General features: G+C 71.7%; 21 protein-coding genes. 10 read left to right on the top strand and 11 right to left on the bottom strand.

What is annotated here, in order from left to right; translation table 11 throughout:
- Positions 1 to 63: 63 nt before the first annotated feature.
- Positions 64 to 5,559: a pullulanase-type alpha-1,6-glucosidase gene (gene pulA / locus ACGFIA_RS07880; RefSeq protein ID WP_393259146.1), complete on the bottom strand. Its 5,496-nt coding sequence runs from the start codon at positions 5,557 to 5,559 to the stop codon at positions 64 to 66.
- A 142-nt stretch (positions 5,560 to 5,701) separates the two neighbouring features.
- The gene (locus tag ACGFIA_RS07885) at positions 5,702 to 6,352 is read right to left on the bottom strand and encodes a cellulose binding domain-containing protein (protein ID WP_393259148.1); all 651 of its coding nucleotides are present in this window, start codon (positions 6,350 to 6,352) and stop codon (positions 5,702 to 5,704) included.
- Between the two features lie 196 nt (positions 6,353 to 6,548).
- On the opposite strand from ACGFIA_RS07885, the gene ACGFIA_RS07890 reads away from it, so the two are divergent.
- Positions 6,549 to 7,148, top strand: coding sequence for a GNAT family N-acetyltransferase (locus ACGFIA_RS07890; protein ID WP_357381136.1), 600 nt, complete (start codon positions 6,549 to 6,551; stop codon positions 7,146 to 7,148).
- Positions 7,149 to 7,187: 39 nt separating this feature from the next.
- Here the strand turns inward: ACGFIA_RS07890 and ACGFIA_RS07895 are convergent, their stop codons facing one another.
- The gene (locus tag ACGFIA_RS07895) at positions 7,188 to 7,841 is read right to left on the bottom strand and encodes a GPP34 family phosphoprotein (protein WP_357381134.1); all 654 of its coding nucleotides are present in this window, start codon (positions 7,839 to 7,841) and stop codon (positions 7,188 to 7,190) included.
- 198 nt (positions 7,842 to 8,039) lie between these two features.
- On the opposite strand from ACGFIA_RS07895, the gene ACGFIA_RS07900 reads away from it, so the two are divergent.
- Entirely contained in the window at positions 8,040 to 9,551 is a 1,512-nt protein-coding gene (locus ACGFIA_RS07900) for an APC family permease (protein ID WP_357381132.1), read from the top strand.
- 48 nt (positions 9,552 to 9,599) lie between these two features.
- Here the strand turns inward: ACGFIA_RS07900 and ACGFIA_RS07905 are convergent, their stop codons facing one another.
- Both ACGFIA_RS07905 and ACGFIA_RS07910 read right to left on the bottom strand, forming a co-directional pair.
- A complete protein-coding gene (locus ACGFIA_RS07905; protein ID WP_357381130.1) occupies positions 9,600 to 9,989 on the bottom strand; it encodes a hypothetical protein in 390 nt (129 codons plus the stop codon).
- A 41-nt stretch (positions 9,990 to 10,030) separates the two neighbouring features.
- Positions 10,031 to 10,756: a hypothetical protein gene (locus ACGFIA_RS07910; protein WP_357381128.1), complete on the bottom strand. Its 726-nt coding sequence runs from the start codon at positions 10,754 to 10,756 to the stop codon at positions 10,031 to 10,033.
- On the opposite strand from ACGFIA_RS07910, the gene ACGFIA_RS07915 reads away from it, so the two are divergent.
- Together ACGFIA_RS07915 and ACGFIA_RS07920 are read left to right on the top strand one after the other, a co-directional pair.
- Entirely contained in the window at positions 10,755 to 10,943 is a 189-nt protein-coding gene (locus ACGFIA_RS07915; protein ID WP_141708223.1) for a hypothetical protein, read from the top strand. The two genes, ACGFIA_RS07910 and ACGFIA_RS07915, sit on opposite strands and share 2 nt — an antisense overlap.
- Before the next feature lie 32 nt (positions 10,944 to 10,975).
- The gene (locus tag ACGFIA_RS07920) at positions 10,976 to 11,782 is read left to right on the top strand and encodes a hypothetical protein (RefSeq protein ID WP_393259152.1); all 807 of its coding nucleotides are present in this window, start codon (positions 10,976 to 10,978) and stop codon (positions 11,780 to 11,782) included.
- Positions 11,783 to 12,249: 467 nt separating this feature from the next.
- Here ACGFIA_RS07920 and ACGFIA_RS07925 read toward each other — a convergent pair whose 3' ends face one another.
- Together ACGFIA_RS07925 and ACGFIA_RS07930 are read right to left on the bottom strand one after the other, a co-directional pair.
- Complete coding sequence (locus tag ACGFIA_RS07925; RefSeq protein ID WP_393259154.1) at positions 12,250 to 12,903, bottom strand: DedA family protein; 654 nt, start codon at positions 12,901 to 12,903, stop codon at positions 12,250 to 12,252.
- 23 nt (positions 12,904 to 12,926) lie between these two features.
- Positions 12,927 to 13,283, bottom strand: a complete 357-nt coding sequence (locus tag ACGFIA_RS07930) for a VOC family protein (RefSeq protein ID WP_357472599.1) — start codon at positions 13,281 to 13,283, stop codon at positions 12,927 to 12,929.
- A gap of 156 nt (positions 13,284 to 13,439) precedes the next feature.
- Here ACGFIA_RS07930 and ACGFIA_RS07935 point away from each other — a divergent pair, with 156 nt between their 5' ends.
- Positions 13,440 to 16,295, top strand: a complete 2,856-nt coding sequence (locus tag ACGFIA_RS07935; RefSeq protein WP_393259156.1) for an aconitate hydratase — start codon at positions 13,440 to 13,442, stop codon at positions 16,293 to 16,295.
- Between the two features lie 254 nt (positions 16,296 to 16,549).
- On the opposite strand, the gene ACGFIA_RS07940 is transcribed toward ACGFIA_RS07935, so the two are convergent.
- Positions 16,550 to 16,759 (bottom strand): GNAT family N-acetyltransferase, encoded by a 210-nt coding sequence (locus tag ACGFIA_RS07940; RefSeq protein ID WP_357381117.1) that lies wholly within the window; start codon positions 16,757 to 16,759, stop codon positions 16,550 to 16,552.
- A gap of 203 nt (positions 16,760 to 16,962) precedes the next feature.
- Between ACGFIA_RS07940 and ACGFIA_RS07945 the strand changes: the two genes are divergently transcribed.
- Complete coding sequence (locus tag ACGFIA_RS07945; protein WP_393259159.1) at positions 16,963 to 17,928, top strand: trypsin-like serine peptidase; 966 nt, start codon at positions 16,963 to 16,965, stop codon at positions 17,926 to 17,928.
- A gap of 83 nt (positions 17,929 to 18,011) precedes the next feature.
- The gene (locus ACGFIA_RS07950) at positions 18,012 to 18,218 is read left to right on the top strand and encodes a hypothetical protein (protein ID WP_357381113.1); all 207 of its coding nucleotides are present in this window, start codon (positions 18,012 to 18,014) and stop codon (positions 18,216 to 18,218) included.
- A gap of 143 nt (positions 18,219 to 18,361) precedes the next feature.
- Here the strand turns inward: ACGFIA_RS07950 and ACGFIA_RS07955 are convergent, their stop codons facing one another.
- Entirely contained in the window at positions 18,362 to 18,592 is a 231-nt protein-coding gene (locus tag ACGFIA_RS07955) for a hypothetical protein (RefSeq protein ID WP_357381111.1), read from the bottom strand.
- Between the two features lie 96 nt (positions 18,593 to 18,688).
- On the opposite strand from ACGFIA_RS07955, the gene ACGFIA_RS07960 reads away from it, so the two are divergent.
- The gene (locus tag ACGFIA_RS07960) at positions 18,689 to 19,435 is read left to right on the top strand and encodes a TetR/AcrR family transcriptional regulator C-terminal domain-containing protein (RefSeq protein ID WP_357381109.1); all 747 of its coding nucleotides are present in this window, start codon (positions 18,689 to 18,691) and stop codon (positions 19,433 to 19,435) included.
- Here ACGFIA_RS07960 and ACGFIA_RS07965 read toward each other — a convergent pair.
- Complete coding sequence (locus ACGFIA_RS07965; RefSeq protein ID WP_357381107.1) at positions 19,404 to 19,808, bottom strand: SRPBCC family protein; 405 nt, start codon at positions 19,806 to 19,808, stop codon at positions 19,404 to 19,406. The two genes, ACGFIA_RS07960 and ACGFIA_RS07965, sit on opposite strands and share 32 nt — an antisense overlap.
- A gap of 80 nt (positions 19,809 to 19,888) precedes the next feature.
- Between ACGFIA_RS07965 and ACGFIA_RS07970 the strand changes: the two genes are divergently transcribed.
- Both ACGFIA_RS07970 and ACGFIA_RS07975 read left to right on the top strand, forming a co-directional pair.
- Positions 19,889 to 20,365 carry a YfbM family protein gene (locus tag ACGFIA_RS07970; protein WP_357381105.1) on the top strand — a complete coding sequence of 159 codons (477 nt, stop codon included), beginning with the start codon at positions 19,889 to 19,891 and terminating at the stop codon, positions 20,363 to 20,365.
- 27 nt (positions 20,366 to 20,392) lie between these two features.
- Entirely contained in the window at positions 20,393 to 21,169 is a 777-nt protein-coding gene (locus ACGFIA_RS07975; protein ID WP_357381103.1) for a hypothetical protein, read from the top strand.
- Positions 21,170 to 21,179: 10 nt separating this feature from the next.
- Here the strand turns inward: ACGFIA_RS07975 and ACGFIA_RS07980 are convergent, their stop codons facing one another.
- The gene (locus ACGFIA_RS07980) at positions 21,180 to 21,911 is read right to left on the bottom strand and encodes an SDR family oxidoreductase (RefSeq protein WP_357381101.1); all 732 of its coding nucleotides are present in this window, start codon (positions 21,909 to 21,911) and stop codon (positions 21,180 to 21,182) included.
- Positions 21,912 to 21,966 lie beyond the last annotated feature (55 nt).

Consider the following 21,966-nt stretch of genomic DNA (forward strand, 5'->3'; position numbering starts at 1 on the left):
GTCCGGGGTATGCGACCGGCCCCCCGCCACTGTGACGTGGCGGGGGGCCGGTCGGCCGTACGGTCAGCTCTGGACGAACACCGCGACGCTGCGCGCGGGCACCGTGAACGTGCCGGCGCCCCTGTCGAACGACGCGGTACGCAGCGCCGGGTCGGCCGAGTTCCGCAGCACCGGGTGCAGCGCCACGTTCGCCCCACGCAGCCCGGTGACTGTCTGCTTCGCCGTCTCCGGGGTGGCGTTGAAGACGACTGTCACCGACTTCCACTTCCCGTTCAGTCCGCGCGCGTCGAGCGTCATGGTGAGCACGCCCGGCGTCTCCTTCGTGCCGGACAGCGGGAACGCCACCCGCTTCTGCACCTGCTCGGCGGTGTCGAGGCCGAACACCGGCGAGGACCGGCGGATGCGCAGCAACTCCGCGTACCGGGCGTCGGCCAGGTCGATCGCCGCGCAGTCCGGCACCAGCGACGGATCGGCCAGCAGCGGCTTCGCGTACGACCACTTGTCCTTGTTGTCGGCCTCCGGTGGCAGGCCGGCGCCGAACCCGTTGCCCTGGGCGCAGTCCCACCGGATCTGGTTGAACCAGTCACCGGAGTTGTACGAGTTGCGGTCCAGCGACTTCGAGCGCAACCGCTCCGAGCCGGTGGTGACGAACCCGGCGCCCTGCCCGAGCGCGGTGGTCGACAGCGCGAGCACCTGCATCCGGGCCCGGTCCTGCGCCGAGGTCCCCTGCGGCAGCTTGTACGCCAGCGCGTCGTACAGGATCTCGTTGTCGTGGGCGTCGACGTAGGTGACCGCCTCGCCCGGCGCGGCGGTGTACCCGGCCGGAGCGCCGTTGTAGTCGACCTGCGCGCCGGTGACCCGCTTGCCGGTGGAGTCGGTGAACCGGTAGCCGCGCAGGTTACCGGTCAGCCCCACCTTGATCAGGTCGTGCTGGTGCAGCAGCCGGGCCCGCTGCTCGGCGGCCGAGCCGTTCACCTCGTCACCGTTCGGGTCGGTGTAGAGACCGGAGGCGAAGCCCTGCGCCCGCGGGTTGGCGTCGAACGGGCCGCCACCGCGCACCGCGTCGCGGAGCCGGTCGTTGAACGTGCCGATGCCGGTGCCGGCCATGTTGGCCTGGGTGGCCTGGGTGAACCGGGCGTCGTCGGCGACCTCGCCGAAGTTCCAGCCCTCGCCGTAGAGCAGGATCCTCCGCCCGTCCACGCCGTCGCGGGCGAGCGTGAGCTTGTCCAGCGCGGCCCGTACGGCCAGGATGTTCGCCTTCGGGTGGTGGCCCATCAGGTCGAACCGGAAACCGTCGACCTTGTACGCCTTGGCCCAGGTGACCAGCGAGTCCACCACGAGCTTGCCCATCATGGCGTGCTCGGGGGCGGTGTTGGCGCAGCAGGTGGAGTTGGCGACGGTCCCGTCCTCCAGCAACCGGTGGTAGTAGCCCGGCACCACCTGGTCGAGCACCGACTTCGGGTCGGCGCCGGCGGCCGAGGTGTGGTTGTAGACCACGTCCATGACCACCCGCAGGCCGGCCTTGTTCACTCCGGCGACCATCTGGCGGAACTCGGTGGTGCGCTTCGCGCCGTTCGGGTCGGTGGCGTACCCGCCCTCGGGCACCGTGTAGTGCAGCGGGTCGTACCCCCAGTTGTAGCCGTCGGTGCCGGCGACCGCCGCGACGCACTTCTGCTGCTTGTCGGAGTCCGGCGGCAGCGCGGCCAGGTCGCAGTCCGGCCGGGCCTGGTCGGCCCGCTTCTCCGGGATGGTGGCGAAGTCGAAGGCCGGCAGCAGGTGCAGGTGGTTGACCCCGGCGTCGCCGAGCTTGCGCAGGTGCTTCATGCCGGCGGTGTCCGGGTCGGTGAACGCCAGGTAGGTGCCCCGCCGGTCGGCCGGGACGGTGGTGTCGGCGATGGAGAAGTCCCGCACCGACAGCTCGGAGATCTGCACCTTCGCCGCTGGCGGCGCGGCCGGTTTGCGCAGGTCGGCCCAGCCGGCCGGCGCGAGCGCCGGGTCGGTCAGGTCGACGATCTGGCTGTGTGTGGAGTCCGGCGCCAGCGCCACGGAGTACGGGTCGGTCACCGACGCGGTGACCATCTTCTGCGTGGCCGGCTGCCACGCCTGCACCCGGTAGCGGTAGTAGCGGCCGTTCCACGCCTTCGTGCCGCGCACCGACCAGACGCCGGTGCGGTCGTCGCGGCGCATCGCCACGGTGGCCGGCTGCGCCGTGGGCGAGTCGAACAGTTCCAGCGACACCGTGCGCGCGGTCGGCGCCCACACCGCCAGCGTGGGCACCCGTCCGGCGAACGTCGGGCCGAGCTTCGCGCCGGTCGCCGCCGCGTAGACGTCGTCGAGCACGCCGGGGATCTGCACGCCGGTGGCGGCGAGCAGCGCGCCCTCGGCGTCCCGCTCGGTGACCACGATCTGGCCGCGCAGCGCCGCCGGCACCTTGCCCAGGTCGGCGCGGTCCAGCGAGAAGGCGCGATAGGCCCAGAGATGGGGGTACGCCTGCCGTTGCGCCTCGGTCAACCCGTTGCGCTGCGCCCGCAGCGGGATCGTGGTGTACGTGCCGGTCAGCTCGCCGTCGGCGAGGCCGATCCCACCGGCCGGGGCGACGGCGAGCGCGTACCGCCTGCCGTCGGTCGGCCCGGTGGCCCAGGCGACTGTGGACCTGTCGATCCACTGCGCCTTCTGCTTGGTCAGGTCGAGATCCTTGGCGGCGCCGGACGTGGTGGTCGGCAGCAGCCGCCCCTTCACGCCGGCGAGCAGCCACACCTCGCGTCCGGCGGAGGCGAAGTCGAGCCGCTGGTCCTCGGGCTGGTCCTTCTCGTCGCCGGAATGAATGATGTAGCTCAGCCCGGTCGCCCCGGCGGCGAGGGGCACCCGGAACACCGCGCCGTACGCGTCGATCTTCTCCGGCTTGAGCGGGGCGGCCCAGTCGGTCGGGTTCGCCGCGCCGTCCCACAGGTGCAGGCCCCAGCCGTCGTACTTCCCGTCGGCCTTGCGCCAGTGGATCAGCGCGGTGTCCTGGGCGACGGGCGGGTCCGGTTCGCCGGTGGCGGCCTGCCTCGTCGGGTAGACCGCCGGGTCGCCCTGCTTGACCCAGACCTCGCCGGTGGCAGTCACGTCGATGGTGCGGTCGTTCGCCACGTCCTTGTTGCCGTCGCCGTCGATCACGAGGAAACCGACCGACTTCGCGCCGGGCTTGAGCTTTACCCAGGCGAACCGGCCGTAGGAGTCCTCACCGGCGAACGGCTGCCCGGCGGGCCACTGCGTCACGTACGCCGGGTCGATGTCGCCCCAGGCGTAGAGCCGCCAGTCGTCGTACCCGCCGGCCGGGCGCTGGTAGTGCACGATCGCCCAGTCCCGCGACGCGCCCTGCGCCGGGGTGCCGACCGTGCCGGTGGCGCGGGCGGTGGCGGTGCGGCCCTTGCCGTCGCGGACCACCGCCTTGTACTCCACCCGGGTGCCGCCGGGCAGGCCGGTCAGGTCGTGGTGCACGGTGTACGGCGCGCGGTGCGCGCTGCCGAGCAGCGTCCACTTCCCGCCCGCGACCCGGGCGGCGAACGTGACCGAGGCGAGCGGGTCGCCGGTGACCTGGGCGGTGACGGCGACCTTGCCGGGGACCGGGTCGCCGCCCGGCTCGGTAATCGTGATCTTCGGGGCCCCGGCCTGCGGGATCGCCCGGTCGGCCTTGAGCACCAGCGCCGACATGGCCGGCACGGTGACGCTCAGCTTGCCGTCCGTGCCGGCCGTCGCGCCCGCGGCGCCGCCGTACACGCCGGTGAAGCGGGCGCCGGCCGACCAGGTGTCCACTGTGACAGTCTGCGGTGTCGCGGCGTTGTTCACCGCCGCCACGTACTCGATCCGGTCGGCGGGCAGCACGCGGGAGAACGCGAAGACGCCCGGTCCGTCAGCCGCGTACCGGGTCACCTGCACGCCGTCGCGCAGCGCCGGGTGCGCCGCCCGCAGCTCGCCCAGCTCGGCGATCGTCCGGTAGAGCGGGTGGCGGGTGTCGTACTGGTCGGCGGCGTGGGTGCGGGTGGTGCCGATCAGGTCGTCGTCGAGGTAGTCGGCGGTCCGCGAGGCGAACATGTCCTGCCGGGCGTCCTTGTCGCCGCCCGGCCCGGTGAAGCCCTGCTCGTCACCGGAGTAGACGACCGGCTGGCCGCGGGTGAGGAACATGAGCTGGTGGGCGAGCCGGCTGCGGCTCAACTGGGTGGCGTCGTCACCGCCGGCGGCGGCGACGAACGAGCCGATCCGGCCCATGTCGTGGTTGCCCAGGAACGTGGTGAGCCGGTTGGCGTTCGTGTCCCGCGCCGAGTACAGGTCGTCCTTGGCGTAGACGTCGGCGAGCGTCCTGGCCGAGCCGTCGGCGGCGGCGTACCCGCGTGCCGCCTCCTGGAAGGAGAAGTCGAGCGTGGCGGGCAGCCCGCCCTGCCGTACGTACGTCGACTGGATCTCCTGCTCGGCGCTGTAGACCTCGCCGAACATGAAGAAGTCCTTCTTGCCGGCCTTCTTCGCGGCGGCGTCGATTCCGCCGGCGAACTGCGGCCAGAAGTCGAGGTTGGTGTGCTTGACGGTGTCGAGGCGGAAACCGTCCACGCCGACCTTGCCGATCCACTGGGCGTAGATGTCGGTCATGCCGCGAACCACCTCGGGACGCTCGGTCCACAGGTCGTCAAGGCCGAAGAAGTCGCCGTACTCGCTGTTCTCCCCGGCGAAGGTGGAGTCACCGCGGTTGTGGTACATGGTCGGGTCGTTGAGCCACGCCGGCACCTTGACCTTCGCGTCGGCCGGGGTGGCGAACACCGGGGTGTACGGGAACGACTTGTCGTTCACCGCCGGGAACCTGCGCGTACCGTCGGCGTAGTTGCGGTCCTCGAAGGGGCGCCCCTGCGCGTCGCGGTAGGGGGCGGTCTTCTTGTCCACGTAACCGTACTTGTCCTCGGCGTACCGGATCACGTCGGCGGTGTGGTTGACGATGATGTCCAGGTAGACCTTGATGCCCCGCCGGTGGGCCAGGTCGACCAGCTTCTTCAACTCGGCGTTGGTGCCGAAGTGCGGGTCGACCTGGGTGAAGTCGGTGATCCAGTAGCCGTGGTAGCCGGCCGAGACGTCCGCGCCGGTGCCCTGCACCGGCCGGTTCTTGAAGATCGGGGCGAGCCAGATGGCGGTGGTGCCGAGACCCTGGATGTAGTCCATCCGGTCGATCAGGCCCTTGAGGTCGCCGCCGTGGTAGAAGCCCTTGTCGGCCGGGTCGAGGCCGGTGGTGAGCCGGCCGCCGGTCAGGCCGCCGGTGTCGTTGCGCCTGTCGCCGTTGGCGAAGCGGTCGGGCAGGACGAAGTAGAACTGCTCGGCCTTCGCCGTGTTGGTGGCGGCCTTGAGGAGTGCGTCAGGGGACGGCTCGCGGTTCCACTGGGGAGCGTTGCCGGCGGCCAGGACGTCGGGGGTGGCGGCCGGTCCGGCGGCGTCGGCGCCGAGCTGGTGGAGGGCCACCGGGACGCCGACGAGAGTGAGCACGAGGGAGGTGACCAGGGCGAGCAGCGCCTTGGGGGATATCGGCGGGGGTTTCATCGACGGCCTTTCTCTGGTCGCTGATTCGCCCGCACGCTAGCCCTTGCCGAAACATTCTGCAATACCTTGCAAACCATGCCGCAACAAAGCAGTTACCTTGCAAGGGAGGCGCATATGCCGGCCCCGCCCCGGGGTGCCGGACCTACCGCTCGGCGCAGGGCGTGCCGTCAACGGTGCAGCTCGCCGGCCGCGTGCCGGCACGCTCGATGTGGAAGCGCACCGGCAACGACTGCCCGGGGGCCAGGTCAAATCCGCTGCGGTAGGTGAACACGCCGTCGGCGAAGCCGAAGACGCCCTGCTCGGCGCCCTCGACCCAGGCGGTGACCAGCCGGCCACCGGGGAAGACCGCCCGCACCGTCCAGCCGTGCGGCGTACGCGCGGTGTTGACGAGCAGCACCTCAGAGATGAAACCGCCGTCGAAGGAGCTCATCACGCTGTACCGGCCGGCCACCGCCGAGGAGGGCGCGGGCGGCGAGGGCGGAGGCGGCGGGGGCAGCACCGGCCGGGCCACGCCCCGCGGGCTCGGCGGCGGCGCGGCGGGCGTCGGCCGTGCGGGCAGCATCGTGGACCGGGGTGACAGGCCCGGCACCGGCGCGGTGGCGGCGACCGGCGAGGGGCCGGTGGCGCTGACCGCCGTGGGCGTCAGCGGCATGCCGGGCAGCGACATCACCGGATCGGCCGGTCCGGCCGACGGGAACGTGCTGCGGCCCCGCACCGAACCGAGCGCCACCACCAGCAGGACCACCATCACGAGCACCCCGGCGGCGACGAGGATCCAGGGGGACGAGGTCATGGCGGCCCCGGGCTGCGGTCCGGGACGACGCGTGCGGGACATGGTCCTCCTGTCGGGGTCCGGGCCAGAGTAGCCACCCGGACCGGGTCGCGGCGAGCATCGCTGTCGAGCCCTGCCGCACGGCACCGCACACCTGATACCTTGCACGCCGATCAATGACCACAATGGCTCGTCGAGCCGGTAGGACGGTTGGCCAGTGACTGAGTGGCAGGGCAGTATCCGGCGGGCGTCCGCGGCCGACGCCGCCGCCGTGACAGCGATTCTCGCCGAGGCGTTCATGCGGGATCCGGTGAGCGGCTGGGTCTTCCCCGACGACGACCACCGCGCGCGGGTCCATGCCGCCTTCTTCGGACCGTTCGTCGCGCTGGCGCTGCGCACCGGTGAGGTGTACGTCGCCGGTGACGGGCTGGGGGCCACGCTGTGGCTGCCCACCGGCGAGGGCCACGACGCCGAGGACAGCGGCGAGTTCGACGGGATGGAGGCCGCGATCGGCGCGGAGGCCATGAAGCGGTTCGCCGTGCTGGACGAGATGATGAGCGCCCGGCACCCGGGTGAGCCGCACTGGTACCTGCCCTTCATCGGCGTGCACCCGGACCATCACGGCAAGGGCGTCGGGTCGGCACTGCTGCGTAACAGGCTGGCCGAGCTGGATCAGGCCGGCACGGCGGCGTACCTGGAGGCCAGTTCGCCGCGCAACGCCGCGCTCTACGAGCGGCTCGGGTTCCGGCGCCGCCCGGTCACGCTCGACCTGCCGGAGGGCCCCAGCCTCTACCCGATGTGGCGCGACCCGGCCTGACCGGTGCCGTCCCGCCCCGGCTCGGCCCGGGGCGGGACGTCATCGCCGTACCGTGGTGGTGCTGACGTCGAGCGCGCCCACGACGGCGGCCAGCAGCCCGTCGAGCTGCGCCGGCAGGAACCGGCGGCAGTCGCGCATCCGCGTGGCCACCTGCGGGTCGAAGATGTGCGCGGCCAGCCCGACCGCCTCGGCGAGCGTCGCCAGCAGCAGCGTGCCCGGGTCCAGCTCGGCCGGGGACGAGTGCATCAGCATCGCGGTCAGCCGCACCCGCGGTGAGGCCGCCTGGTTCGGGTCGTTGGCCGGCCAGCGCACCGCGCGGCCGATCAGCTTGCCCTGCTCGCGGCGGAGCACGCCGGCGGTGACCAGCCGGGTGCCCACCCGTTCGTTGATGTTGAGCTGGGTCCGCAGGTAGCGGATCCACAGCCGGGCCGGATGCGCTCCCTCGCGGCGCAGGATCTCGGTTATCAGCAGGTCGGTGAGCGGCTCCTGCCACAGCCGCGGATCCACCGCGGCGATCCCCCCTCCGTCGAGGGCGATCCGGCCCTCGAACATCAGCTCGGCGAGCGCGGCGCCGGCCAGCCCGCACTCCAGCCGGTCGACGGCGACGTGTGGCTTGCCGGTGAACTCGTCATGTCCGATAAGGAACAGCGCATCCGCAAGCCGGTAAGTGGCCTGCGCCCCGGGGTAGGTCATGGTCCATCCTCGAACGGTGGCCGTGATCGTCGACACGGGACGGTACGGCATGACCACGCACAGCTCAATTCCGCCGGATCACGCGCACCCCAATCGATATCGAAGCGGGGTTGTCACAATACGTGATCACCAATACCCTGCTTCAGGTTGTTCCGAAGTAGACACCTCAATCCCCTTACCCCCTCCCCTGGAGAAGCCTTGTCCTCCGATCCGTTCTTCTCCGACGGTGGGCTGCGCCGCGGTCGTCTCGGCACCGCTCACCTCGTCTTCTTCACCGTCGCGGCGTCCGCCCCGCTGACCGTTCTCGGCGGTGGTGTGACCACCATGTACGCGGTCAGCGGCAACATCGGCGCCGCGCTCGGATACGTGCTGCTCGCCGCCGTGCTCGCCGTCTTCGCCACCGGCTACGCCGCGATGAGCCGGTACGTCGCCAACGCGGGCGCGTTCTACGCGTACATCGCCAACGGCCTCGGCCGGGCCGGCGGGGTGGCCGGCTCGGCGGTCGCGCTGGCCGCGTACAACGCGATCCAGATCGGTCTGTACGGCCTGCTCGGCGCGATCCTGGGCGACTTCATGGACGCCAAGACCGGCATCAGCCTCGACTGGTGGGTCTGGGCGCTGCTGGCCTGGGTGTTCATCGGCGCGCTCGGTGTGCTGCGCATCGACCTCAACGCCACGGTGCTCGCGGTGCTGCTCATCCTCGAGTGCGTGGCCGTGCTGATCTTCGACCTGGTGGCCTTCGCCAACCCGGACGGCGGTGCCGTGACCACCGCGGGCATCAGCCCCGGCCACCTGTTCGGCGCCGGCTTCGGCGCGGTGCTCGCGTTCACCATCGCCTCCTTCACCGGATTCGAGAGCGGCGCCATCTACAGCGAGGAGGTCAAGGACCCGCGGCGCACCGTGGCCCGGGCCACCTACATCGCTGTCGCGTTCACCGGCCTGTTCTACGCCTTCTCCGCCTGGGCGCTCACAGTGCTCACCGGCCCGGAGAACGCACCGGCGGCGAGCGCCGAGGCCGGTCCGGGCATCATCTTCGGCGCGCTCGACCAGTACACCGGCGCCGTCGTCGCGGACATCGCCAACGTCCTGTTCATCACCAGCGTGCTGGCCGCCCTGCTGTCGTTCCACAACGGCGTGGCGCGCTACCTGTTCGCGCTCGGCCGGGAGCGGGTCCTGCCGCGCTTCCTCGGCGCCACCTCCAGCCGCAGCGGCGCGCCGGTCGCGGGCTCGGTGGTCCAGAGCGTCCTGGCGGTGGTGGTGTTCCTGGCGTTCGCGATGACCGGCCGTGACCCGGTCATCGACCTGTTCACCTGGCTGTCCGGCGCGGCCGCTGTGGGTGTCGTGCTGCTGATGACGCTCACCTCGGCCGCCGTCGTCGGCTTCTTCCGCGGCCGTCCCGGCCCGGAGAGCGCGTGGCAGCGGTCGATCGCTCCGGCGCTCGGCACGATCCTGCTCACCGCCGTGCTGCTGGTGCTGCTGTTCAACTTCGACGCGCTGCTCGCCCCCGACACCGCGAGCTACCTGAAGTGGCTGCTGCCGGCGATCCCGGTGGCGGCGGGCGTGCTCGGCCTGCTGTGGGGCGTGGTGCTGCGCACCAGCCGGCCGGAGACGTACCGCCGGATCGGCCAGGTCACCGAGGAGGGCCTGCACGAGCCCGGCCTGCACCCGGCCCCCGAGGCCGAGCGCTGGGCCGGCGCCCACCACCGCTGACACCGCTGTGGCGGCCGGCCCGCGCGGCCGGCCGCCACAGCGGCACGATCAGGCGGTACGGATGACGGTGCAGATCATCGGGCCGTCGTCGGTGGCCCGCAGCAGGTAGCGGTAGCGCTCGCCGGGCACCGCGCCGCCCTGGCTGTCCAGGAACTCCCAGCGCACCGCCACCTCGGTGAGCAGCGCCGAGATCTGCTGTACGTCCTCGATCTGCGCGTTGGCGGCGACGAGTTCCCGCTCCTGGTAGTCGGGGGCGGCGCCGACGAAGCTGAGTGCCACCGCCGCGGGCGAGGTGAACGAGAAGCTGTAGGTGTCGGCGACCACCAGCCCGGGCAGGGCGTAGCAGCCGGCGATGGCCGGCACGTCGGCGGTGGTCAGCGCCACGCCGTACCGGTCGAAGAAGTCGGTGAGCGTGTCGAGGTCGGTGGAAGCCGTCACGACGCTCCTCATTACCGGCCCGCGCCGGCGGCAAACCTTCCTCAGCGCGACGGGACCCGCACCTCGATCTCGGCGCCGAGGTGCGCGCCGCCGCTGAGGCCCAGGTCGTCGCCGCTCCAGAACCGGCCCGGGTCGTACCAGTTGGGCCGCCGGCCGGCGGGCAGCAGACCCATCGCCTCGTAGGTCACCGCCACCACCTCGGCGCAGTACGCCGTCTCCAGCGCGTTGTCGCTGTTCCTACCCCCGTCCGCGGTCTCGCCCCCGTCCACACTTCCGCCTCCGTCACCGGTGCGGCCCCGGTCGCCGATCCTTCCCGTGACGGCACCGAGGTTCAGGCGGCGCGGATCCGGCAGCCGGCCCCGGGCCCACCGCCAGGCGAGCTGCGCGGTGGACGGGAACGGCGTCCCGTCCAGCCGTGCCACGGTACGCAGCACCGCCTCCTCCATCGCGGTGTCGGCCGGCGGTTCGAGCTGGCGCAGCCAGCCCCGCTGGCCGTACCGGTTGGCCCAGACGCAGACCGCGTCCCGCAGGTCGTGCAACTGCACCCCGCGCTGGTGGGTGCCGGTCCACATGTCCGGCAGCGTTCGGCCCAGCTCGGCGTGCCACATCAGCGGCGGCATGTCGTCGAGCACCACGGCCATGCCCACGTGGTTCACCGGGCTGTTCGTGGTGAACTGGATGGCCCGGTCGGGCACGCTGCGTCCGCGGAACACCCACAGATCGCCGGTGCGGGTCAGCTCCACGGCCTCGTCCAGGCTGATGCTCATGGAGGACTACCCTATGCGGATGCGGCAACGGATGCGGTGGTGGAAGGTACTCGGTCTCGCGGGTCTCGCCGGCGTCGCGGCGACCGGAGTGGTGGTGGCCCGGGCGGAACGGCGACGCCGGGCGTACACGCCGGAGGAGATCCGGGACCGGCTGCGCGAGCGGCACGCCAAGGCCTCCTCGTCCTGATCGGACGGTCGGATTCTCCTACCATCGCAACGATGGAGACCGTTTTCTGGGAGAGTCCGTTCGTCCTCGATCCCCCACCGGCCGCCGTGGAGCGGCACGGCGACGTCGACCTGCACGTGCCCACCGGCGACGGCCGGCATCCCGCGGTGGTCGTCGTGCACGGCGTACCGGGCCCGCCCGACGCCCCCGACGCGCGGGACTGGCCGCTCTACCGGGGTTACGGCGCGTTGCTCGCCGAGGCCGGCGTGCTGGCCGCGATCCCCCGGCTCACCGTGGCGAGCCCGGACGACATGTACGCGGTCGCCGCGCGGGTGGCCGACGCCGCCGCGCAGCTCCGCGCCGATCCGCGCGTCGATCCCGACCGGCTCGGCCTCTGGTTCTTCTCCGGCGCCGGCCTGCTGCTCGGTGACTGGCTCCGCGACCCGCCCGCCTGGCTGCGCGGCGTGGCCGCGACCTATCCGCTGCTGGCCCCGCTGCCCGGATGGCCGCCGGTCGACCCGCGCTTCCGCCCGATCGACGCCCTCGACCCGCCCGCCGACGCGGTCGTCGACGCCGCACGGGCGGAGGGCGCGGCGCGGCCGGCGGAGGGCGCGGCGCGATCGGCGGAGGGCGCGACGCGGCCGGCGCTCGTGCTGACCCGGGCCGGGCGGGAGCGGCCCGAGGTCGCCCCCACCATCGAGGCGTTCACCGCAGTCGCGCGGCGGCGCGGCATCCCGCTGCACGTGGTGGACGTGCCGAACGGGCAGCACGGCTTCGACGCGCTCGATCACACAGAGGAGTCCCGCGCCGCCGTCCGCACCGCCCGAGACACCCTGCTGACCCTCCTCACCGCCCCCTGACCCCACCCCGCCCCCGTCCCCGTCCCCAAGCGCAGGCCGCACAAGATCTTGGTACGAAACGGCCCCTCTGAGAGCCCCCGGGAGGGCCGTTTCGTACCAAGATCTCCACCGACTCACCGCCCTGCCTCGGTGATCATGAAGTTGACTGCGGTCTCTGTCTGATTTGTCGCCGCCAACTTCATGATCACCGGGCCGAGGGCGGGGGAGGGCGGAGGGCAAGGGCAGGGACGGGGGTAGGCGATCGGTCGGCGTCAGGGATCGCGCGCACCCCGCGCCACCCGGCGCACTCCGACCGGCCGGGCCCCGCCCGCGCTCCATCCCGCTCTCCTCCCCTGTCTCCCGCCCTCATCGCCATCGGTAATCAAGGAGTTTGGGTCACTGCGAGAGCCGCCGCAGGACGCGAACTCCTTGATCAACCGGGAAGGGCACCCCCCTGGGGGGCGAGGGCGGGAGGGGGGCGGGGTGGGTCAGCGGTCGGCTGCGCGGAGGGGGGTGGGCTCCTCGGGGGTCTCCACCGGCTCCAGGCGCTTGGCGCGGCGGCGCAGCCACGCGGTGCTGGCCACGCCAGCCAGCACCGCCAGCACCAGCCCGGCCCAGGAGATGTCCTTGAGCCAGTGCTCGGCGGCCTGCCCGACGTAGAACAACAGGTAGGTGGTGCCGAACGCCCAGACCAGCCCGCCTGCCGCGTTCGCGACCAGGAACCGGCGGTACGGCACGCGCAGCGCCCCGGCGAGCGGCCCGGCGAGGATGCGCAGCAGCGCGACGAACCGCCCGAAGAACACGGCCCAGACGCCGTGCCGGGCGAAGCTCAGCTCGGCGCGGGCCAGGTGTGCCGGGCCGAGGTGTTTCGGGAAGCGCCGGCCGAGCCGTTCCAGCAGGGGACGACCACCGCGCCGGCCCACCGCGTACCCGATGGAGTCGCCGACGATGGCGCCGGTGGCCGCGGCGACGGCCACCCACTCGGGCCCGACCGCGCCGGTGGCGGCGAGCAGAGCGGCGCTGACCAGCACGATCTCGCCGGGGAGCGGGATACCCATGCTCTCCACGCCGATCACGCCGCCCACGAGCAGGCAGATCAGGGCCGGCGGGAGCGCGGCGAGCCAGTGCTGAACGTCGACCACCAGTCGACCCTACCCGCGCCGGGTCAGCCCGCGGGGGCCAGGAACTCCAGCCGGTTGCCGTGCGGGTCGTACGTGTGGAACCGCCGCATGCCGGGAATCTCGTCGTCGCCCCAGGTCACGGTGTGCCCGGCGGCGTCCAGGCGGGCGGCCAGCTCGTCCAGGTCGGTGCGCACGAGCGCGGGGTGCGCCTTGCGGGCGGGACGGAAGTCGTCCTCGACGCCCAGGTGCAGTTCGGCGTCGTACCCGGTGAACCAGCAACCACCGCGGGCGGCGAGGGCCGGGGGTTTGGGCTTCTCGGTGAGGCCGAGCAGGCCGGTGTAGAAGGAGCGGGACGCGTCCTCGGAGCCGCGGGGGCAGGCGAGCAGGACGTGATGGATCATGGTGGCACCTCCTCGTCCCGCAGCGTGGCACGAGGTTGCGTGAATAGCAAGACGGACGTACGGTTTTGTAGAGACCGACGCAGGTAAGTGTTGCCTAAGCAGGGCAGCGCCCCGGTCGGTGCGACAAACTGCTCAGGACTACTCACGGTCGCTGGTGTGAAGGAGTACGACGTGGCGAGCCTCGACACCTTCGGTGCGAAGACCCAGCTACGCGTCGGAGACGCGAGCTACGAGATTTTCAGGATCGACAAGGTGGAGGGCCACGAGCGGCTGCCCTACAGCTTGAAGATCCTGCTGGAGAACCTGCTGCGGACCGAGGACGGCGCGAACATCACCGCCGACCACATCCAGCAGCTCGGCGCGTGGGACGCCACCGCCGACCCGAGCGTGGAGATCCAGTTCACCCCGGCCCGGGTGCTGATGCAGGACTTCACCGGCGTGCCCTGCGTGGTCGACCTGGCCACCATGCGCGAGGCGGTCCGTGACCTGGGCGGCGACGCCACAAAGGTCAACCCGCTGGCCCCGGCCGAGCTGGTCATCGACCACTCGGTCATCGCCGACCTGTTCGGCCGCGAGGACGCCTTCGAGCGCAACGTCGAGCTGGAGTACGAGCGCAACAAGGAGCGCTACCAGTTCCTGCGCTGGGGCCAGACCGCGTTCAACGAGTTCAAGGTCGTCCCGCCGGGCACCGGCATCGTGCACCAGGTCAACATCGAGTACCTGGCCCGTACGATCATGGAGCGCAACGGCCAGGCGTACCCGGACACGGTCGTCGGCACCGACTCGCACACCACCATGGTCAACGGCCTGGGCGTGCTGGGCTGGGGCGTCGGCGGCATCGAGGCCGAGGCCGCGATGCTCGGCCAGCCGGTCAGCATGCTGATCCCCCGCGTGGTCGGCTTCAAGCTCTCCGGTGAGATGCCGGCCGGCACCACCGCCACCGACCTGGTGCTGACCATCACCGAGATGCTGCGCAAGCACGGCGTGGTCGGCAAGTTCGTCGAGTTCTACGGCCCGGGCGTGAGCGCCGTGCCGCTGGCGAACCGCGCCACCATCGGCAACATGTCGCCGGAGTACGGCTCGACCGTGGCGATCTTCCCGATCGACGCCGAGACCATCCGCTACCTGGAGCTGACCGGCCGCGACGCACAGCAGGTCGCGCTGGTCGAGGCGTACGCCAAGGAGCAGGGCCTCTGGCACGACCCGGAGCGCGAGCCGGAGTACTCCGAGCGCCTGGAGCTGGACCTCGGCACCATCGAGCCGTCGCTGGCCGGCCCGAAGCGCCCGCAGGACCGGGTGCCGCTGGGCAGCGCCAAGACGCTGTTCCGCGCCGCGCTCAGCGACTACGTGGCAGCCGACGAGACCGGCGGCGACCCGGGCCGCAAGCCGGGCGTGCCGCAGCAGGAGAAGCCGTTCGGCGCCGACGGCCCGGCCGACGAGGCGTCGGCCGAGTCCTTCCCGGCCAGCGACTCCCCCGCCAACGGCGTGAACGACCCGGCGGACGCGCCGCGCGACCTGGAGACCGCCGCGGTCGGCGCGGGCGGCCGGGCCAGCAATCCGGTACGCGTGACCGGCGCCGACGGCGTCGAGTACGAACTGGACCACGGCGCCGTGGTGATCGCCGCGATCACCTCCTGCACCAACACCTCGAACCCGCAGGTCATGATCGGTGCCGCGCTGCTGGCCCGCAACGCGGTGGAGAAGGGCCTGGCCCGCAAGCCGTGGGTGAAGACCACCCTGGCGCCGGGCTCGAAGGTCGTCATGGACTACTACGACCGCGCCGGCCTCACGCCGTACCTGGAGAAGCTCGGCTTCAACCTGGTCGGCTACGGCTGCACCACCTGCATCGGCAACTCCGGCCCGCTGCCGGAGGAGGTCTCCGCCGCCGTCAACGACGGTGACCTGGCCGTCGTGTCGGTGCTGTCCGGCAACCGGAACTTCGAGGGCCGGATCAACCCGGACGTCAAGATGAACTACCTGGCGTCCCCGCCGCTGGTGGTCGCGTACGCGCTGGCCGGCACCATGGACATCGACCTGGCGAACGAGCCGATCGGTGAGGACTCCCAGGGCAACCCGGTGTTCCTGCGCGAGATCTGGCCGAACAGCGCCGAGATCCAGGACGTCATCGCCTCGGCGATCGGCGCGACCGGCTTCAGCGCCGCGTACGCCGACGTGTTCGCCGGTGACGAGCGCTGGCAGTCGCTGCCGACCCCGACCGGTGACACGTTCTCCTGGGAAGGCGAGTCGACGTACGTGCGCAAGCCCCCGTACTTCGAGGGCATGCGGCAGGAGCCGACCCCGGTGCAGGACATCGCCGACGCGCGGGTGCTGGCCAAGCTGGGTGACTCGGTGACCACCGACCACATCTCCCCGGCCGGTTCGATCAAGGCGGACTCCCCCGCCGGCAAGTACCTGGCCGAGCACGGCGTGGCCCGGCACGAGTTCAACTCGTACGGCTCCCGCCGGGGCAACCACGAGGTGATGATCCGGGGCACGTTCGCCAACATCCGGCTGCGCAACCAGCTCGTCCCGGGTGTCGAGGGCGGCTTCACGGTCAACCACCTGACCGGCGAGCAGACCTCGATCTACGACGCCTCGATGGCCTACCAGGAGGCGGGCGTCCCGCTGGTCATCCTGGCAGGCAAGGAGTACGGCTCGGGTTCGTCGCGCGACTGGGCGGCAAAGGGCACGATGCTGCTGGGCGTGAAGGCGGTCATCGCCGAGTCGTACGAGCGGATCCACCGCTCGAACCTGATCGGCATGGGCGTGCTGCCGCTGCAGTTCCCGGGCGGCGAGACCGCCGAGTCGCTGGGCCTGACCGGCACGGAGACGTTCTCGATCAGCGGCGTCACCGCACTGAACGACGGCGACACCCCGCGCACCGTCAAGGTCACCACCGACAGCGGCGTGGAGTTCGACGCCGTGGTCCGCATCGACACCCCGGGTGAGGCGGACTACTACCGGCACGGCGGCATCCTGCAGTACGTGCTGCGCCGCATGATCGCGAGCTGAACCCGCGGGGTCAGGGACCACGCCGTGGTCCCTGACCCCGCGGCGGCGAAGCCGCCCGGAGGGATTCCTCCGGGCGGCTTTTGCGCTGTTCGCGTCCTCGCACGGGAGGTGCGAGGAGCGGTTCTGTCGGCTACGAGGTGTAGTTGTTGTCCCGGAAGTCCGCCGCGCACTTCAGCGAGTCGCCGAGATCGACGCATACCTTCACCCCGGCCGCGTGCACCCGGTTCGTGACGTCGACTCGCCGCTGAGCCCGGTCAGGCCAGGCGCGCGGCGTACACGTGCGCCGGATCCCCCGATTCGGACGTGGTCGCACGCTCGAAGCTCAACCCGATCCGCTCCGCGACCCGCTTGGAGGGCGTGTTGTCCGGGTGGATGATCGCGACGAGGCGGTCGACGCCCAGCCGGTCGCGCGCGTGGTCGCGACACGCGGCCGCCGCCTCCGTGGCGAATCCGCGACCCCGCACCCGCCCGCAGGCGGTAACCGCGATTATGTCGAAATTGCAATTCGATGATGCCCCTCGCCCCCGATCGCACATCCGACACTGCAAACAATCGACGCCCATGATTCGTTGACACGCTCCGAATTCCGTCGATACGTTGCCGACATCGCGATGAACAACGGGGCGCTCCAGTTTCGATCCGAGAATCGAACACTGGGAAGGATTTCATGAAGACGACGATCAGACTTCTGGCCCTGCCGGCCCTGATCCTGCCGGCGATCCTCGCCGGCACGCCGGCAGTGGCCGGCACCGGCACCGCCGCAGGCACGGCCGCTCCGGCCGCTGTCACGTCGATCGAGCGAAAGGCGGGGTCGTCCTCGCAGGCCAGGGCCTACTGGACGGCCGAGCGCATGGCGGCGGCCACTCCCGCCGACGAGGTGGAGAAGCCCGCCGGCCCGGTCACCCAGAGCCCTGCGGCGGAGCGGGTGCGGCGCTTCGCGGAGGCGGTGGCGCCGAAGGACGGCAGCGGCTTCGGCACCCAGCTCAACGAGTCGATCACGGTGGGGAAGATCTTCTACACCAGCTCCACCGACGGCCTGGGCCACTACTGCTCGGCGAGCGTGGTGAACAGCCCGGCGCGCAACATGGTCTTCACCGCCGCGCACTGCGTGCACGACGGGCCGGGCCGGGACTGGCACACCGCGAACTGGATGTTCGTGCCGTCGTACCGCAACGGCGCGCAGCCGTACGGCACCTGGGACTGGTCCACGCTCGCGGTGCCCAGCGGCTGGATCAGCACGCGTGAGCGGCAGTACGACGTGGCCGTCGCGCTCGTCTACGGCAGCCGGTCGATCGTGGACGCGGTCGGCGCGAACGGGCTGCTCACCGGCGGTGGCCGGGAGTACCACTACGACATCTTCGGCTACCCGAGCAACAAGGACAGCGGCGAGATCCAGTGGGTCTGCTCGGGCACGTCGAGGGACGCGGGCAGCAACCGGATCGAGATGAACTGCGGCTTCGGGGGCGGTTCGAGCGGCGGCCCGTGGTACTACAGCTACGACAACACCACCAGACGTGGTGACGTGCACGGGGTGATGAGCTACTCGAGCGGCTCGAACACGAACGGCTCGCCGTATTTCTCCGCCGCCGTGGTGGGGACGCTCTACAACACGTACGCGAACGACACCTGGTGACCGGCGGTCCGCCTGGTGTGCCACCCGGCGCGCCAGGCGGACCGGCACCCGGCGGACCGGCACCCGGCCCCGGAGGAGGCGACATGTCCCATCGTGTGCTGCTCGGCGCGGCCGCCGTCGCGGCGCTCGCCGTCGCCGCGGCCGTCGTGGTCCTCGCGACGCGCGACGGCGACGCAGGGCGACCCGCGCCGCCCGGCCCGGTGGTCGCGACGCACAATCCGAGCCCCGGCGCCACCGACCCCGCCGAATACTGGACCAGGGAAAGAATGCGGGACGCCATCGGCGACTGAATCACCGAATTGCGTCCGCCGGATTTGCGTTCGCCGACTCGAATGCCGGCGCACCGGGCCGCAGAATCCCTTCCCACTCACGATAACCCGCCGAGCTCGAGGCGCAATTCCCATTCCCGCGCGGCGTGAGTGCCGGCGAGTCCTCACGAAACGGTGTCGGAGTATACCTCGACGTCGTAGAGCAGTCGCACGTTGCGGCGGCCGTTGGTGATGCCGACGAAGACCGGGTCACCGGCCGGGGTGCGGCCCTGGCGCCACACCTGTTCCCGGGCCGCTTCCCGCGACTCGTGATGGACGCCGCCCTCGCGATGCAGGTGGAGGACGCGGCGGGCGGTGGTGGGGTCGCTGTCGAGGTGGATCCGCAGCAGGGGCACGGCACGCCCTTCTTGCCCACTGTCGAGACCGGACTTTCGTCTGTTCAATCAGCTTACCGTTGTTAAGCTACCTGTCCAGTGAACTAGAGTGGCTCCATGACCACGACCGAGCCCGGTGCGGCGACGACACCGGTGTGGCTGCGGTCAGAGCAGCCGCGGGCGCGGCGTAAGCCGCCGCTGACCCTCGAGCGCATCGTGGAACGCGCGGTGACAACGCTGGACGAACACGGCGTCGAGGGCCTGACGATGCGCCACCTCGCCCAGCGACTCGACGTGACTGCCACCGCGCTCTACTGGCACGTGAAGACGAAGGACGACGTCCTGGATCTGGCCGTCGACCGCATCTTCGGCGACGTGCCGATTCCGGACGCCGGCGACGACTGGATGGAGGACATCCGCGTCCTCGTCCGGGCATGGCGCGACGCGATGCTGCGCCATCCTTGGGCGCCCGGGCTGGTCGGACGTCCGATGCTCGGGCCCAACGTCCTGGCCCGTACCGAGTTCCTGCAGTCGGCGCTCGTGCGGGGCGGCTGTCACGGTCTGCACCTCGCGGTCGCCACGAGAATGCTGGCCAACTACGTCATCGGCGCCTCACTCACGGAGGCCACGTGGCGCCGGAGCGCGGACCCGGGCGCGAGAGCCGCAGCCCGCGACCACATCGCCGCGAGCGCCGACACCTACCCGACCCTCAGCGCCTCCGGCCATCTCGACGACACCCGTTGGGACGACGACCTGCTGTTCGAGGAGGGCCTCGACGTCGTCGTCCGGGCGGCAGCACGGACGGGGACGCCGGAACGACAACGGGCGCCGATCAGCCGGCGGCGCTCTCCAGCACGGCCTTGAGCCGGGCCAGGTCCGCCTCGACCAGCGCGGTGTCCCGGTCGAAGTCCGCGTCGCTCATGCCGGACGACCGCCGCAGGCTGAACACCACCTCGGTCGCGTCGCCGTCGGCGATGGCGCGCAGCGGCACGTACACCGTCTCGCCGGACGGCGTCAGCACCTCGTGGTCGAGCACGCCGTACTCGTTCGCGGGAGCGAACGTCAGCCGCGCCCGCCCTTCGGGAGTGTCCACGAACCACTGACCGCCGACCCGGGCCACCGAGCCGCCGAGGCCCGGCGCCCAGCGGGGCAGGTTCGCCGGGTCGGCGGCGAAGGCGTAGACCTCCGCCACCGGACGGTCGATGTGGACGCTGAGATGCCGGGATTCACTCACCACCCGCCGATGATGGCACGGGTGTCCGACGCGCACGCTAAGCTGCCGCGAATCGCGACAGACCACCCCTGGGAGACGACCACATGGGCATGGTGTTCACCGCACGCCGGCTGTCCGGCGAGCAACTGGCGACGGTGCTGGCCGACCCGGAGACGGTCGGCACACTGCTCGACGGCGGCCCCGACGAACTCGACCTCGACAAGGCGTGGCACGGCTTGCACTACCTGCTCAACGGCACCACGTACGAGGTCCGCGGCGACGCCGGGCCGGCGATCGTCGGCGGCGACCCGATCGGGCCGGACCTCGGCATGGGCCCGGCCCGGCTGCTCATGCCCGACGCCGTGCGCACCGTGGCCGCCGGGCTCGACGCGGTGGACGACGCGACGCTGCGGGCCCGCTTCGACCCGGCGGCCATGTCCGAGGCCGAGATCTACCCGCACATCTGGGACGACGGCGACGACGAGTTCGACAGCTACCTGCTGCCGAACTTCGCCGCGCTGTGCACCTTCTACCGCGACGCGGCGGCGCGCGGAGAGGCCGTGCTGCTCGCCATCACCTGAGCCGCCGGAAACCGGTAGCGTGCCGGCGTGGGGCTCGACGCGTACGTGTCCTGCCGCTGCTGGCAGGACGGCCTCGCCGCGCCCTGCCCGATCGGGCCGGTCGGATACGACGAGAACGGCGTGCTCACGCTGTTGCGGCCGTGGGAGGGCAACGAGGCCGCACACGACACGTTCCTCGCCTGGGTGGACAGCGCCTGTCCGCACGAGACCATGGGTCTGGTGAACGAGCACGTGTCCAACTGGTCCGGCGTACGCCTGTTCCAGCAGGCGTTGCGCGCGGCGGGCGAGCATCGCTTCCCGACGCTCGCCGCCGCGCTGCCGGACGTCGGCGACGGCCCCCTGCCGGCCGACCGGGCGGCGGTCGCGCTCGCCGAGCTGGACGCGTTCGTGCGCACCGACCGGGTCATCGACGAGGTGGAGCTCGTCGACGAGGCGACCGGCCGGGTGCTCATGCCGTACGTCGAGGTCTACCGCGGGGTGTTCATGTACGGCCCGGGCTTCCAGGCCGGCGTCGATCCGGACGGCTTCTTCGTACAGGACCGCGCCGACCCGCCGGTGACGCTGTTCCGGGCCGTGCGGTGCGGGCAGCGGCCGCTACCCGGCGACCGGGTGGAGTTCTCGGTCGGCGGTACGCGGACGGTGGTGGCGATGCGGCCGGTGAGCGATTACGGTGAGCCGCCGCCCGAGCGGCTCGCGGTCCGGACCCGCAGCCGGTCGGGCGACGACTTCGCCTACGTCGTGGAGCCGCTGCGCCGGCTCTGCGCGGCGTCGGTCGCGACCGGCAACCCGGTCATGTGGTGCTGACGAGCCGCGCTCACCACGGGATGACGCCCGCGTCCTCGAAGTAGCCGCCGGTCGGCCCGTCGTCCGGCAGCGTCGCGAGCCGGATTCCGATCGCCGCGCCCTGCTGCGGCGTCCGCACGCCCCGGAAGCCGTTCAGGTCGGTCGCGGTGAACCCCGGGCAGGCGGCGTTGATCAGGATGTTCGTGCCGGCGAGCGCCCGCGCGTACTGAATGGTCACCGCGTTGAGCATGCTCTTCGACGGCGAGTACGCCACCGACAGCGGGCCGGTCTGCTCCTCTCCGGTGGAGGCGCTCTGCCGGGTCAGCGAGCCGACGCCGCTGGACATGTTGACGATCCGCGGCGAGGCCGAGCGGCGCAGCAGGGGCAGCATCGCCTCGGTCACCCGGACCACCCCGATCACGTTCACCTCGACGGCGGTCCGGATGGTCGCGAGGTCGACGTCACCCGGGTGCTGCGGCACGCCACCTGTCACGCCCGCGTTGTTGACCAGCACGTCCAGACCGCCGGCCTCCGTCTCCAGCAGCCGGGCGGCGGCGGTCACGCTCGCGTCGTCGGTCACGTCCAGCGGTACGCCGAACGCGTCCACACCGCCCGCGCGCAGCTTCGCGACCGCCTCGGCGAGCCGCTGCTCGTCCCGGGCGCCGACGCCCACCCGCCAGCCGAGCGCCCCCAGGCCGGCCGCGATCTCGTACCCGATTCCCTTGTTCGCGCCGGTCACCAGCGCGATCGTCCGTTCGCTCATGGTCTCGATCCTGTCCGCGCGGCGGCCGGGCCTCCAACACCACTTCGGTAGCGGG

Source organism: Micromonospora sp. NPDC049203 (genome assembly GCF_043197215.1).
Taxonomy (GTDB): Bacteria; Actinomycetota; Actinomycetes; order Mycobacteriales; family Micromonosporaceae; genus Micromonospora.